This is a genomic window from Pseudomonas sp. P7548, from assembly GCF_013386585.1.
Classification (GTDB): domain Bacteria; phylum Pseudomonadota; class Gammaproteobacteria; order Pseudomonadales; family Pseudomonadaceae; genus Aquipseudomonas.
Genome location: NZ_JACARO010000038.1, coordinates 189,778 through 204,162 on the forward strand (window position 1 = coordinate 189,778; position 14,385 = coordinate 204,162).

The following is a 14,385-nucleotide window of genomic DNA, read 5'->3' on the forward strand; positions in this document are numbered from 1 at the left end:
CTCAGGACGGGACTTCCTGAGTTCGGGTGCCGCGGCGGCTGGCTTCGAGCACTGCGGTGACAGTGCGGGCGTCGTAGCTGCCGCGCAGACGACGACCCTCGACGAAGAACGTCGGCGTGGCGTGCGCACCGCTGGCGACCGCACTGGCGAGGTCGCGCTCGACACGCTCGATCACCGCAGGGCTGTCGAGATCCGCGATGAACCGTTCGACGTCGAGCCCAAGCTCGGCGGCGTAGCCGATCAGATGCTCGCGCTCCAGCGCATGCTGACGGGTGAACACGAAGTCCAGCCACGGCCAGAACATCCCCTGGTTCGCCGCTGCCTCGGACGCCCGCGCGGCAATCGGCCCGTGCGGGTGGTGCGGCAGATGGCGCACCACATACCGCAGGTCGTCACCGAAGTGGGCGCGAAGATCGTCCCACGAACCGGTGGCGTGCGCACAGTACGCGCACTCGAAGTCCACGTACTCGACGAGTGTGAGCTGGGCGTCCTCCGGCCCGCGGATGTGATCGATCTCCGGATCGACCGGCGGCTCAAGCACCATCGGCAGGTCAGCGGTCTTCTCACCCCACCGCTGGGCGGCGACCTTGAAGATCAGCCACCCGAGCAACGTGGCGAACACCATCGACACGAGCACGCCGACCGTCGCCTGGCGGCCCAGGTCGGAGGTCGTGCCGAACGCGAGCCCGATGATCAGCAGCGACACGGTGAAGCCGATCCCGGACAGCGCCGCCCCACCGAACACGCTCCCCACCCCGACGCCCTCGGGCAGCCGGCCCAGGCCGAGACGGACGGCGACGAGCGTGGTGAGCCCGATGCCCAAGAGCTTGCCGAGCACGAGCCCTGCGATGACGCCCCACGTGACTGGCGAGCCAAAGGCCTCGGCGAGCAGCCCGCCACGCACGTCCACCCCGGCGTTCGCCAAGGCGAAGATCGGCACGATCAGCAGCGCCGTCGGCAGCCGCAGGAACTCGTGCAATCGCTCGTTCACCGAGATACCCCGGGACAGCCCGCAGTCCACCGCGCGGGCCGATGCGGCACTCGGCGACTGCCAGAAGTCACGGAACAACTGTCTTGCCGCAACGACCCCGTGACGTTGCGTCGCATAGGCGGGGATCAGCAGCCCCGCGGCCATCCCGGCGAGGGAGGCATGGATGCCGGAATACACGGTTGCGAACCACAGCACGATCACGATCAACACATACGGCGTCGCCCGCCACTGGCGGGTGCGCCCCAACAACCACAATCCAACGAGGCTGGCGAGGGCGATAAGCAACGGGACGATCCGGATCTCCTCGCTATAGACGATGCCGATGATGGACACTGCGAGGAAGTCATCGACCACGGTCAGGGTGAGCAGGAACACGCGCAACTGACCCGATAGCCGCGGGCCGACGATCGCCAAGGTGCCCAGCATGAACGCCGTATCGGTGCCGACCACCGCACCCCACCCGTGCAGGCCCTCACTTCCGGCTAGTTTCACGATCAGGACATACACCAGCGCGGGAAGCACGACTCCCGTGACCCCCGCGATCAGGGCGAGGCGGGCACGGCTGCGGTCACGGAGCGATCCGTGGGCGAACTCCTGACGCACCTCCAGTCCGATCAGGAAGAAGAAGACGACCATCAGGCCGTCGTTGACCCAGTGATGCAGATCCATGTGTAGGCGCAGTGGCCCGAAGTTGAACCCGACGTCTAGGTGCCACAACTCGAAATAGGCGTTAGATAGCGGCGAGTTCGCCCACACGAGCGCCACAACCGTGACGATCACCAGCAGCACCGCAGCGCCAGACTCCGTGCGTAGATAGTGGGCAACGCGTCTCCGTCTGATATGCGCCGAGGACTCACCAAAAGAAGAGGCTGGCATGTGCTTATCCTGTAGTTTGTGAGATCACGATGGGCAGGTTTCGGAGGCGACCGGTCAGGCGTCCGCCTCTGGCAGCGTCCCATCATCCAGCGAGCGCAGCCAAGTAAGCCATTCTCCCAGCCTGCGCTCAACACCTCTGTCCGTTGGCTGATACCAGCCCGGCCGCGCCACGCCCTCGGGAAAGTAGCTTTGCCCAGCGGCGTAGCCGTTGGGCTCGTCAGGAGCGTAGCGGTAGCCTTCGTGATACCCCATCTGCTGCATCAGCTTCGTCGGCGCATTGCGAAGATGGAGAGGCACAGGCAGGGAGCCGCTGTTCTTGACGAAGGTCTTCGCCTTGTTCCAGGCGGCATAGGCAGCGTTCGACTTGGGGGCGGCAGCAAGGTAGGTCGCCGCGTGGGCAATCGGTATTTCGCCTTCGGGGGAACCCAGCCTCTCATAAGCCAGCGCGGCATTGAGCGCCAGTTGCAGCGCCTGCGGGTCGGCATTGCCGATGTCTTCGCTGGCCACTACCACCATGCGGCGGGTCACCTGGCTGACGTCGCCGCTACCGTCAAGGATGCGGGCCAGCCAATACAGGGCCGCATCAGGGTCGGAGCCCCGTAGCGACTTGTGGAAGGCTGAGAGCTGCCAGTAGAACTCGTCACCGCCCTTGTCGAACCTGCGCAGCGATGGACTGGTGGACAGCTTGGCGGACTGGCCATCGACCACGGTCTTGCCAGCGCCCGACGCCGCATTCGTCACCTGCTCAAGCAGATTGAGGAAGCGCCTGCCATCGCCATCGGCAAAGCCCTTGAGCAGATCCAGCGCGTCCGCGTCCAACGTGACGCCCTGGAGATGCGGCAGTGCGCGTTCGTAGAGTTGGTTCAGTTCGTCGCTGGACAGCGGTTCGAGGGTATAGACCTGCGCGCGCGAGAGCAGTGCGGAATTGACCGCCAACCCCGGATGCTCGGTCGTCCCCCCCACCAGGGTCAGGAGCCCCGACTCGACATGGGGCAGCAGGGCATCCTGCTGCGCCTTGTTGAAGCGATGGATCTCATCGACGAAAAGCACCGTCGATCGACCATGGTTGTCCAGTTCGGCCTGGGCCTCGTCGATGGCTTGCCGGATGTCCTTCACCCCGGCCAGCACGGCCGAGATGGCGATGAATCGGCTGTCGGTCGCACTGGCGGCCAGGCGCCCTAGGGTGGTCTTGCCCACGCCTGGCGGCCCCCAGAGGATGAACGAGTGCAACTTGCCCGCCTCGAACGCGAGACGCAGCGGCTTGCCGGGGCCGAGCAAGTGCCGTTGCCCGACGAATTCGTCCAGCGTCTTGGGCCGCAGGAGTTCGGCCAAGGGAGGCTTGGGCTTTGTCGTGAATAGATCGGTCAAGTTCCTCTCCCTGGCATTTCTGATAGTTGACGTTCCGATAAGGTGGGCACCTCAATCCAGAGAGCCGGATTTATCCAACGCCGTGGGCTCTTTGTCGGCAATCGCATGCATGATGATGCGAGAGCCGCGGTAGCCGATGCTGTGGTTCCATACCCAGCTCAAAGCGACACTGAGACGATTTCGCGTGCCGATCAGAAAGTAGATGTGCGCCAGCTTCCAGATCCACCACGCAAAGGCACCACGCAGCTTCACCCGCCCCATGTCAATCACCGCCAGGCTGCGGCCGATGGTGGCCAGGTTCCCCTGATGCCGGTATTTGAAAGGCCCGTCAGCGGGCTTGCCCTTCAAACGCCGTCCAATCAGGTTAGCGACGTACTTCCCTTGCTGTTTGGCGGCCGGGGCGATGCCCGGCACGGGCTTCCCATCGGCCATGGTGCACGAGGCTGTATCGCCGATGGCGAAGACCTCCGGGCGACCGGCCACCGTCAGGTCAGGGCCAACGACCACTCGACCAGCACGATCAGACGCAGCGCCCAACCAGCGAGCCGCGGGAGACGCCTGGACTCCGGCGGCCCAGACGATGGTCTTGGCCGAAAGGGGCTTGCCGCCATACACCACGCCGTCGGCCGAGCATTCGGTGACCGGAGTACCCAGCACGACCTCGACCCCGAGTTTTTCGAGTGCCTGGCGCGTATAGGCCGAAAGATCCTCTGGAAAGACCGACAACAGACGCGGGCCAGCCTCGATCAGTACAACCCGCGATGTGCTCGGGTCGATCGAGCGGAAGTCACGCGCCAGCGTGTCTCGTGCCAGCTCGGCGATGGTTCCGGCCAATTCAACCCCGGTGGGACCACCACCGATGATGACGAACGTCTGCAGCGCGGCACGCTGCTGAGGATCGCTCGTGCGCTCAGCTTCCTCGAAAGCCGCGAGGATTCGGCCCCGAATGGTCGTGGCATCTTCCAGCGTCTTCAACCCCGGCGCGAAAGCCCCCCATTCGTCGTGTCCGAAGTAGGCATGGGTAGCACCTGTCGCGAGCACGAGCGTGTCGTAGGTTTGCCGCATTCCATTGTTGAGAATGACCTGACGCGCGTCCTGGTCGATACCTTCCACTTCCGCCATCAAGGTGTTCACTTCCGGGCGATTTCGGAAGAGATAGCGAATAGGCCAGGCGATCTCGGATGTCGAAAGTGACGCACCTGCGACCTGGTAAAGCAAGGGTTGGAACAGGTGATGATTGCGCCGATCGATGATCGTCACATCGACCTCGACACCAGCAAGCTGGTTGGCAACCTCGATCCCGCCGAAGCCCGCTCCGATAATGACGACGTGATGTCGGTTTTTGGAGGTCTTTGTCATGACCTGATCTCCTCTCTCAGCGTTTCAGCGCCGATGCGTGGTGTGCCATATGCTCGCCAATGAAGCTGGCAATGAAGTAGTAGCTGTGGTCGTAGCCTGGGCGCAGATTCAACGTGAGCGGGTGCCCCGTCTCGTCGCAGGCTTTGCGCAGCAGGTCGGGCTGAAGCTGGCTCTCCAGGAACTCGTCGCCCAAGCCCTGATCAACCAGCAACGGCAAACGCTCCTGCACGGTGCGAATCAGCTCCACGGTGTCGTACTGCTTCCACACTTCCCGATCGCTGCCCAGGTACGCCTCGAAGGCCTTGTGCCCCCAGGGAACCTGGGTGGGGGCGACGATGGGCGAGAAGGCCGAGACGCTTCGATAACGGCCCGGGTTGCGCAGGGCGATGACCAGAGCGCCGTGTCCTCCCATGGAATGGCCGCTGATGCTCCGCTCCGCTGTCACGGGAAAGTGGGCCTCGATCAGCGCCGGCAATTCCTGCACGACGTAGTCGTACATCCGATGATTCGCTGCCCAGGGTTCCTGTGTGGCGTTGACGTAGAAACCCGCCCCCTGTCCGAGGTCATAGGCAGGATCGTCGGCAACGCCTTCGCCGCGAGCACTGCTATCGGGCGCGACGACGGCAATGCCATGTTCGGCCGCGTAGCGCTGGACGGCGGACTTGGTGATGAAGTTCTGCTCGGTGCAGGTGAGGCCTGAAAGCCAGTACAGCACCGGCACCTTGCCGTGCTGTGCCTGCGGAGGCAGATAGACGCCGACCTTCATCGTGCAACCGAGCGTCGTGGATTCATGCTGATAAACGTCCTGCCAACCATCAAAGCTGGCGTGATGTTCGATGCGTTCCATGTAGTTCTCCTATGTTCAAACGGACGGCGCAGCTCTCGCGCGCCAGGACGGCAGCTCGTCAGGAAGATTTCTCTTCCGCTGCCGTGTCGCCGTGGGCGTGTCTGATCCTGCGCACGATCCACCAGATCGTCAGCATCACCGCAGGCACCAGAACCGCCATCACCGGCGCCACGCTGTCGTGAACCATCGGAATGCCCTTGAGCAAATAGCCGAGAAGACTCACGACGTAATAAGAAATTGCCGCGACCGACAGGCCTTCGACGGTTTGCTGAAGGCGCAATTGCATCTTGGCCCGGTTGTTCATCGACGCAAGCAGATCGCGGTTCTGGCGTTCAAGCTCGACGTCGATCCAGGAACGCAGCAACGCGATGGCGCGGGTCAGCTTGTCGGAGAGCTTGGTCTGGCGCTCCTTTACGGATTGGCATGTCCGCATGGCGGGAGCGATGCGACGCTGCAGGAAATCCGCCCAGGTGCAGTACCCGGATACGGCCTCTTCCGAAAGCGCTGCCAGCCTTTCCTCGACGATCTCGTAGTAGGCACGACTGGCGCCGAAGCGATAGAGATTCGCCGCAACGCCAGCTTCCAGTTCGGCAGCCAGGCCGGTCAATTCGGACAGCAGCACGTCGCTGTCGCGCCGTTCCACCAAGCTCGTACACATCTCGTCGGTGATCGCCGCAAGGCGCGACTCCATGCGCCGCAGCTCCGACGTCATCGACCGCGTCAACGGCAAGGACAGCAACGCCAAGGTACGGTAGGTCTCGATCTCCAGCAGACGTTGAGCCAGCGCACCCGCCCGCGCCGGGGTCAAATCGCGGGCAAGGACGAGGATCTGCGTCAGGCCATCCTCATCCTGTCGGAAGTCGGTGAGGATGGCGGCAGAGCCGTTCTCCACCAGCGAGTAGCACAGGCTGGCAGGATCGAAGCGATCGGCCTCCTTCTCCGTTTCCGGCGTCCATGGAAGAAGTCTCAAACGGATGCCGGATACGACCGGGCCGGGAGGAACAAATCCATGCTTGAACGGATTTTCGCCGCACGGCTCTCCCGTCTCGGAATCCAGCGAAGCGCACCAGAGATACGTTGAGAACTCGGTGTGCTTTTCACAGTGCAGGTCTCCCTCATCCCATGTCATGCCGTGAAGCGGCGTAGCGTGGTCGGGCTCGGCAACGCCGAAGCGATGAGACAACTCACTCATCGCCATCTGATCCCTGGCCTGATCGCCTTCGGTCATGAAAGCGAGCTGCAATATGCCGCGGGGGGCCTGAATCAACAGATGCGGGCGCGCATGCACTTCACCCACGGCCGCAGCACGATCGGCATAGGCCGGCATGCCGTACACGGTGGCGGTCGGGGCGGGTTGTACGGTCGTCGTATTGATGTTGGCCGGCTCTTGCATAACGACCTCATTTCTCATTGGTTGAAAAACACGCTTCAAAGCAAATGCCCGCAGCCATGCGTTTCGCACATGGCTGCGGGCCGATCTTCATGAGCAGGCACCGCTCTACACGGTCCGTCTAATAGGCTCGCCGTATAGAGGCTTGTGCTGGCCCTTTCAGAACGCCCTCAGCTTCCTTGCTTTCAGACGAAGGTGTACGAGCAGACCTTGTTGCCCGCCGGATCACGCAGGTAGGCCGCATAGGCACCCGGCAGGTGACCACGTGCGCCAGGCTGGCCCTCGTCGGTGCCGCCTGCGGCAAGGCCGGCAGCATGGAAGGCATCCACTTCGGCGGGAGTGGCGGCCGCAAAGCCGATCGTCACGCCGTTGCTGGAGGGCGCTTCACCATTGCCCGGACGGGCGATGATGAAAGCCGGCTTTTCGCGACCGAAAAGTACCCATCCGTTGTTGAAAGGACCGAGGTTCTTGATGCCAAGAGCACCCAGAGCGGCGTCGTAGAACGCGACCGACTTCTGAACGTCGGCAGCGCCGATAAAAATGTGCGAAAAGATGCCATCGCCAGAAATGACAGGAGTGGACATGATTAATTTCCTTGGTGGTTGGTGTTGAATGGGTAGTGGGCGGTCAGTAGTGGATCACCGTGCGAATCGACTTGCCTTCATGCATCAGGTCGAAGGCCTTGTTGATGTCGTCGAGGCCCATGGTGTGGGTGACGAACGGGGCGAGATCGATCTCGCCTTTCATTGCGTCCTCCACCATGCCGGGAAGTTGAGTGCGGCCCTTGACCCCGCCGAAAGCCGAGCCCTTCCAGGTGCGACCGGTGATCAACTGGAACGGGCGCGTCGAAATTTCCTTGCCTGCACCAGCCACGCCGATGACGATCGACTGGCCCCAGCCACGATGTGCTGCTTCTAGTGCCGAGCGCATCACGTTGACGTTGCCGATGCACTCGAAGGTGTGATCGACACCCCAACCGGTCATCTCGATGAGAACCTCGTGAATCGGCTTGTCGAAGTCCTTCGGGTTGAGGCATTCGGTCGCGCCGAAGGTACGAGCCAGCTCGAACTTCGCTGGATTGGTGTCGATGGCGATGATGCGACCTGCCTTGGCCTGGCGTGCCCCCTGAATCGCAGCGAGCCCGATGCCGCCGAGGCCGAAGATGGCCACAGAGTCACCCGGCTGAACCTTGGCCGTGTTGTGAACAGCGCCGATGCCGGTGGTCACACCGCAACCCAGCAGGCAGACATGCTCGGGATTGGCGTCCGGGTTGATCTTGGCCAGCGAGACTTCGGCCACCACCGTGTATTCGCTGAAGGTCGAGCAGCCCATGTAGTGGTAGATCGGCTGGCCGTTGTAGCTGAAGCGGGTGGTGCCATCGGGCATCACGCCCTTGCCCTGGGTGGCGCGCACCGCGACACACAGGTTGGTCTTGCCGGACTTGCAGAACAGGCACTCGCCGCACTCGGCGGTATAGAGGGGAATGACGTGATCGCCAGGCTTCACGCTGGTCACACCTTCACCCACCTCCACGACGATACCCGCACCTTCATGACCCAGCACGACCGGGAAGAGACCTTCGGGGTCGTCGCCCGACAGGGTGAAGGCGTCGGTATGGCAAACGCCGGTGTTCGTGATCTTGATGAGCACCTCGCCCTTGCGCGGCGGCTCGACGTCGATCTCGACGATTTCCAGCGGCTTTCCTGGCCCGAAGGCAACTGCTGCACGTGATTTCATGATGTCGCTTCCTTTACTAGCTAACTAAATTTGCCCTCACCGAGGGCACCCTGGTGCCTCTACCGCAGATAGGAGCGGACGATAGAGATGGTCTCGTCAATGGACTTGTTCTGCGAATCGCTCCTGATTTCGCTACTGGGAAACTCTTCCCGCAGATAGCTCTCCAGAACGGTTGCCATCAATCCGTTGACTGCCCCACGAACGGCCGCAAGCTGCTGAAGAATTGTAGGGCATTCCGCACCTGCATCGAGCGCTTGCTCAAGAGTCGCTACCTGACCTTTGATGCGCCGGATGCGCGTCAGGGCTTGCTTCTTTTCTTCCGGGCTGTGTGGCATCGAACACCTCTCTACTTGGGTACACCGCCGCATTATACAATACTCCACCATAGTATATGCGGCCGAACTTCGCCACAAATTCTGTGCTCTTCGAGCACTATTACAGGCTAGTACAGATTTGTTCCCAAGAAGCGCAAAACATTCAAATCAATGAATATTTCTTGCATGTATCGACAGCATCGGGGCAAGTTCAAAACCGGTCAAACTGGAAAAATCTATGCGCAGATAGATATGGCCTATCTAAGCCAACTCATCGAGCTGAAGCTATCAAGATGAGACCGGCTAGGCGACCTGACGACCCGAGTACCGAGCCTTCCTCAGTGCAGGCAACATCTGGCCGTCCCAGTCACGATCGACCGCAACCTGGGCCTGTTCCTGGTTTCGTTCGAGGGCTTCAACGTCCAGATCAGCAATCGCCCATGTCTGCGTGCCGCAAGTCGTCGCGAGAATGCCATCCTCCGGGAATCCGCGATCCATGGGTGCATAGATCGTGGCCTCGCCAGTATTCGTGTCCAGCGCCGGGCTCCAGTCAGCAGCTCCGGTCGTCACGGCCTGCGCGATGAACATTCGGTTCTCCAGTGCCCGCGCCATGCAGCCCACACGGACCCGGGTTGCACCTGCTTGGGTGTCGGTACAGCTCGGGACCAGCAGCAGGCGCACTCCCGCCTCTCGCTGGGCTCGCACGGGCAATGGAAACTCACTGTCATAGCAAACAGCGATGCCGGCACGCACGCCTTTCAAATCGAACACCTTCAGTTCGTCGCCACCCTCGATGACGCCGGCGTCTTTCTCGAACCCCGTCAACTGCAATTTGTCTTGGTAGTCGCGTGTGCCGTCAGGCGCAAACCACCAAGCCCGGTTGCGGTAGCGGTCCAATCCAACCTGGGTCAAAAACGTACCGGCCTGAATGGTCATGCACAACTCGCGCGACAGGTCGGCATACAGTGCCAGCCACGCAGGCTGCAAGGCCTGCAGCGCGGCCAGAGAGGCGTTGAAATCATGGCGGATGCCAGGCTCGAACGTTGCAGCCAGTTCGAGGGATAGATACTCGGGCAACACGGCCAGTTCCGCCCCGCCACGGCGCGCCTCCTCCAGAACCAGCCGCTGCCGCGCAGCAAATGCCTCGAAGCCCGCGGGCTGACCCACTGAGTATTTCGCAACTGCTACTTTCATTTCGCGTTCTCCAGGGAGTGCAGCCACATCGTGAGCGTCTGCTCGGTTTCGCTCGGCTCACCCACCTGCTTCCAGGGCAGCGTAACCTTCATGTCCGACTGCCGCACGTAGCCGCGACGGGTCCAGAAGGGGTCATTACTGCGGTAGTTGGAAGGACGCCGAAGATCGTCGTCTGCACGATCCACCGACGCGAACGATGCCCACTGCATGCCGCCCAACGAACGGGCATGCGCTTCGCGCTCGTCAAAGAAGCGATGGCCCAGGCCAAGGCCCCGGAAGGCCGGGAGCAGGACTGATTCGCCACAGTAAAACACTGCCTCCACCGGGATTCCTCGATCGGCGAACGGCACATGGAAGGCCGGCTCCGCATCGCCGAGCGGCAACCCCGTGGACGCACCCACGACCACATCATCAGCGAGCGCGAGTACCAGCAGGCTGTCTGCCGAACGGGCGTACATGGCGAGGTAGTGCTTCTCGTATTCGGTGTCGCCCTCGTACAGGTAAGGAAAGCTGCGGAAGACGCTCGCCCGCAGGCCTGCCACGGCATCGAACCATTCGGCAATGTCCGGGCCACGACGAACCAGCACCTGCACGTCGCTGGTCATTTCAGGCGTCCCCTCCAACCTGTGCGATCCAGTCGCCGAGGTTGTAGTAGTTGGTGACACGAGCGATCTTGCCATCGCGGATCTCGAAGAACGCGCCGCCCGGCAGCACGTAGCGCTGGCCCTGGGCTTCCGGCAGCCCGTCGTCCGTCACCTTGTATTCGCCATGCACCACGTACTCCGCGCCTGCACGCAGGCCGTCGGCGCTGACCATCACCACGATCCCGCGCAGTTGCTCGCCATAGCAGCGGTCCATGCGCTGCAGGAAGGCGCGGAAGGCTTCGCGACCGACCTCACGAGCGCCCTGGTTCAAGTCGTGCGCGACGTCATCGGTCAACATTGACAGCATGGCCTCGCGGTCGCCGCGGTTGAAGGCGTCGTAGTAGGCAGTGATGAGAGTCGCAGCGTTCATTCGCGTTCCTTGTTGGGTTGTTCGGAGCGGAGCATTCCGGGGTGTTGTCAGTCTGGGCAACCGCGCTCTCCTTGTATATGGAATTGTTGCGATTTTATAATTCCACAATCTGGAACAATTAACGAGCAGCGAAACCGGCCATGAGGCGTGCGTCATGAACAAAGAAATGGAACTACTGCGCATCTTTCGGGTGGCGGCCGAAAGCAGCAGTTTTCGCGATGCGGCCGTCCGGCTGGGGACTTCTCCGCAAGGTGTAACCCGTGCCATCCAGCAACTGGAGCAACACTACGGCGAGGTGTTGTTTCATCGAAGCACGCGCCAGGTGCGCATCACCGCCTTCGGCGAAGGGCTGCTAGACCAAGTGCGCCCCGCATTGGAGCGGTTCGAGGATCTGTGGCGAACGCCTAGCTCCGACCAGCAGGCCTCTCTGTCCGGTACGGTTCGCATCACCGCACCGCACAGCTTGGGCACCAGAGCGGTGCTACCGGCACTGGAGCGCGTGGCCGCGCGTCATCCCGGCATCACGCTGGATGTGCGCCTGTCCGATCGCATCAGCAATACGGTTGACGAAGGGATTGACGTCGGGATCAGGGTCGGATTCATGCGCGATAGCCGCTTCGTCGCACGCAAGGCCGCCGACATGAGACTCCCCATCGTTGCCGCTCCGCGCCTGATCAAGAAAGTGGGCGTACCTGCAAACATCGATGCGCTAAGCAGCCTGCCAGTTACCGTGGCCTTGGATATCAATACCGGCCGTCCCTGGCCTTGGCACTTCAAGGCGGGACGCCAGTGGACACCTACCGCACCCACTCTCGTCGCCGACAATGCCGACATGGAAATGGGAGCGGCGCTGGCCGGGATCGCGTTCGCGCAACTGGCGGACTACATGGCCGCCCCCTACATTGCCAGCGGGAAGCTCGTGCGAGTGCTGGAGAACGAAGAACCTCCGGCATGGGGGTTGTACGTCTATCGGCCTCAGCGTGGCCCCATTCCGGGAAGGGTTCGAGCGGTATTTGATGAAATGCTGGTCGCCGTTGGATCGTTGCCAGCTTTGCGCTGACACGTCGCAAGACGCTGTAGGGCACACATCTTGGAAAGCGGGGCACTGAGCCTCGGCGGCTCACCCCTCCGGTTGAATGATGAACCGACCGTCTGCCCGCTTGCCCCAGATGCAGATCGGTCGGCCATGCAACCCAATGCCGGCGAACGATTAGATGTAAATGAATTGCCGGTACAACCCATCCAACTGACGACGAATGTCTTCGACGCGCTGCTCGTCACCGGTATCGGTAAATTCGAGTAGCTGCTGTTCCTTGGCAGTGATCTGATCGCAAAGGTCGGACAAGTTCTCGCAGAAAGCCTCGGAATGAACGGTGGGCTCCTCCGTATTCGTCTCTTCCCCTGCTAGTTTTCGCACAGACGAGGCTGGAGAAATCCCATTTTCCTCGTTAAAGGCAATTTGAAGCTGCCTGCGCCTATTGGTCTCATCGATCGCCTGCTTCATCGCCGGCGTCACCGCGTCGGCGTACAAGATCGCCTTGCCGTTTTCATTCCGAGCGACTCGACCGATCATCTGAATGAGCGCATGGGCCGAACGCAAGAACCCTGCACGGTCTGCATCGAGAATGGCAACCAATGATGCCTCTGGAATATCCAGCCCTTCGCGCAAAAGACTAATCCCAATCAAAACATCGAACTCTCCTGCGCGCAGGCCATTGATGATCTCAACACGATCCTCCGCTTTTATGTCCGAATGCATGTAGCGCGCTCGAATCCCGTTGTCCGTCAAGAAATCCGTTAGCTCTTCTGCACTGACCTTCGTCAGCGTAGTCACAAGCACTCGATTCTTTCTCTTCACGCACTTCGATATTTCGGCAAGCAGGTCATCTATGTATCCATCCGCTTTCCGCACTTCAACCTTGGGGTCAAGCAGTCCCGTTGGCCTGATAACCTGTTCGACAACCCTGCCTTTCGACACCCTCAGCTCGTAGTCGCCCGGAGTAGCGGAAACAAAGATGGTCTGAGGCTTGACCTTCTCGAACTCGTCAAAGTTCAATGGCCGGTTGTTCTTCGATGAAGGCAAACGGAACCCGTAATCGATCAGCGTGTCCTTGCGCGCCTGATCCCCCCGGTACATTGCGGATATCTGTGGCACCATGACATGAGATTCATCGACGAACAGCAGCCCGTCTTTCGGCAAATAATCCAGCAACGTGATCGGAGGAGAAGCTGCGTCTCGGTCGCTGAAGTAGCAGGAATAATTCTCCATCCCCGAGCAATAGCCGACCTCGCGCATCATTTCCACGTCATGCGTGATCCGCTCGTACAGCCTGATTGCCTCGACCAAGCGATTATTCCTGTTCAGCTCGGCAACCCGCTCTTCCATATCAGCGAGTATCTTTTTGGATGCAGAATCTATTTTGTTCGTGGGCGGCGCGAAAAGCGTTTTTGGCGAAACCAAATAATGGTCTATCTCTCCCAACGTCTTGCCGGTAACAGGGTCCATCCATTGGACAGACGCAACAGTGTCATCCAACAGTTCCACCCGAACCGCCCTGTACTCGGAATCAGCGGGGAAAATGTCAATCACATCACCTTGGACGCGGAACGTTGCACGCTTGAGAGTGCGCTCCGTGCGATCATATTGCAGCAAAGCCAAGCGACGAATTAGCTCTCTCTGGTTTAGTTTGACCCCAGGGGACAGAGCGATCTGTAGCGCTCGGTATGCATCTGGATCACCCAGGCCGTAGATTGAAGACACCGAAGCGACGACGATCACGTCACGACGCTCAATCAAGGATTTGGTCGTGGACAGGCGCAGGCGCTCAAGGTGGTCATTGATGGCCGAGTCCTTTGGAATGAAACGATCGGTGCCCGGCATATAGATTTCGGGCTGAAAATAATCGTAGTAGGAAACGAAGTACTCGACCGCGTTCTCAGGAAAGAAGTGCTTCATTTCACCATAAAGCTGCGCGGTCAACGTCTTGTTAGGAGCCAAGATCAACGTAGGCCGCTTCAGACGATGAATCACATTGGCCATGGTGAAGGTCTTACCTGAGCCGGTGATACCTTTCAGCGTCTGGTGCGTCGCACCTTCTTCTATGTCCGACAGCAGGCGCGCTATCGCCTCTGGCTGGTCCCCCGCCGGCGTATAGTTGGAGTGCAGAATAAACATACCGGTTGACATTAGATATCTCCTAATTGAGCTACTTCAATTTGTCCTGATGTATCGGCTATTCCAGAAGACCTATAGCAGTACCAAACTGGGGTGTAAATGACGGCGATCCTGCCGCGC

Annotated in this window: 13 protein-coding genes; 1 reads left to right on the plus strand and 12 read right to left on the minus strand. The window is 60.8% G+C overall.

Going from position 1 to position 14,385, the window contains the following annotated elements:
• Nucleotide 1: 1 nt before the first annotated feature.
• From nhaA to HX803_RS16645, 11 genes are all read right to left on the minus strand, one after another.
• A complete protein-coding gene (gene nhaA, locus HX803_RS16595; protein WP_011871462.1) occupies nucleotides 2-1,867 on the minus strand; it encodes a Na+/H+ antiporter NhaA in 1,866 nt (621 codons plus the stop codon).
• A 54-nt stretch (nucleotides 1,868-1,921) separates the two neighbouring features.
• On the minus strand, nucleotides 1,922-3,235 hold the full coding sequence (locus tag HX803_RS16600) for a replication-associated recombination protein A (RefSeq protein WP_023106336.1): 1,314 nt from the start codon (nucleotides 3,233-3,235) through the stop codon (nucleotides 1,922-1,924).
• Between the two features lie 51 nt (nucleotides 3,236-3,286).
• Nucleotides 3,287-4,594: an NAD(P)/FAD-dependent oxidoreductase gene (locus HX803_RS16605; RefSeq protein ID WP_011871464.1), complete on the minus strand. Its 1,308-nt coding sequence runs from the start codon at nucleotides 4,592-4,594 to the stop codon at nucleotides 3,287-3,289.
• 16 nt (nucleotides 4,595-4,610) lie between these two features.
• Nucleotides 4,611-5,441, minus strand: a complete 831-nt coding sequence (gene fghA, locus HX803_RS16610; RefSeq protein WP_007182551.1) for an S-formylglutathione hydrolase — start codon at nucleotides 5,439-5,441, stop codon at nucleotides 4,611-4,613.
• A gap of 58 nt (nucleotides 5,442-5,499) precedes the next feature.
• Entirely contained in the window at nucleotides 5,500-6,834 is a 1,335-nt protein-coding gene (locus tag HX803_RS16615; RefSeq protein ID WP_007182550.1) for a DUF3422 family protein, read from the minus strand.
• Between the two features lie 182 nt (nucleotides 6,835-7,016).
• Nucleotides 7,017-7,415 carry a VOC family protein gene (locus HX803_RS16620; RefSeq protein WP_006402499.1) on the minus strand — a complete coding sequence of 133 codons (399 nt, stop codon included), beginning with the start codon at nucleotides 7,413-7,415 and terminating at the stop codon, nucleotides 7,017-7,019.
• A gap of 43 nt (nucleotides 7,416-7,458) precedes the next feature.
• On the minus strand, nucleotides 7,459-8,568 hold the full coding sequence (locus HX803_RS16625; RefSeq protein WP_007182549.1) for an S-(hydroxymethyl)glutathione dehydrogenase/class III alcohol dehydrogenase: 1,110 nt from the start codon (nucleotides 8,566-8,568) through the stop codon (nucleotides 7,459-7,461).
• A gap of 59 nt (nucleotides 8,569-8,627) precedes the next feature.
• On the minus strand, nucleotides 8,628-8,903 hold the full coding sequence (gene frmR / locus HX803_RS16630; RefSeq protein ID WP_006402495.1) for a formaldehyde-responsive transcriptional repressor FrmR: 276 nt from the start codon (nucleotides 8,901-8,903) through the stop codon (nucleotides 8,628-8,630).
• Nucleotides 8,904-9,185: 282 nt separating this feature from the next.
• On the minus strand, nucleotides 9,186-10,076 hold the full coding sequence (locus tag HX803_RS16635) for a carbon-nitrogen hydrolase family protein (RefSeq protein ID WP_007182547.1): 891 nt from the start codon (nucleotides 10,074-10,076) through the stop codon (nucleotides 9,186-9,188).
• Complete coding sequence (locus HX803_RS16640; protein ID WP_007182546.1) at nucleotides 10,073-10,681, minus strand: GNAT family N-acetyltransferase; 609 nt, start codon at nucleotides 10,679-10,681, stop codon at nucleotides 10,073-10,075. Before HX803_RS16640 ends, HX803_RS16635 begins: the two co-directional genes overlap by 4 nt.
• A gap of 1 nt (nucleotide 10,682) precedes the next feature.
• Nucleotides 10,683-11,090 carry a ketosteroid isomerase-related protein gene (locus HX803_RS16645; RefSeq protein ID WP_017514126.1) on the minus strand — a complete coding sequence of 136 codons (408 nt, stop codon included), beginning with the start codon at nucleotides 11,088-11,090 and terminating at the stop codon, nucleotides 10,683-10,685.
• Nucleotides 11,091-11,244: 154 nt separating this feature from the next.
• On the opposite strand from HX803_RS16645, the gene HX803_RS16650 reads away from it, so the two are divergent.
• A complete protein-coding gene (locus HX803_RS16650) occupies nucleotides 11,245-12,150 on the plus strand; it encodes a LysR family transcriptional regulator (RefSeq protein ID WP_020924945.1) in 906 nt (301 codons plus the stop codon).
• A gap of 150 nt (nucleotides 12,151-12,300) precedes the next feature.
• Here the strand turns inward: HX803_RS16650 and uvrB are convergent, their stop codons facing one another.
• Nucleotides 12,301-14,277, minus strand: a complete 1,977-nt coding sequence (gene uvrB, locus HX803_RS16655) for an excinuclease ABC subunit UvrB (RefSeq protein ID WP_020924944.1) — start codon at nucleotides 14,275-14,277, stop codon at nucleotides 12,301-12,303.
• Nucleotides 14,278-14,385: the final 108 nt, after the last annotated feature.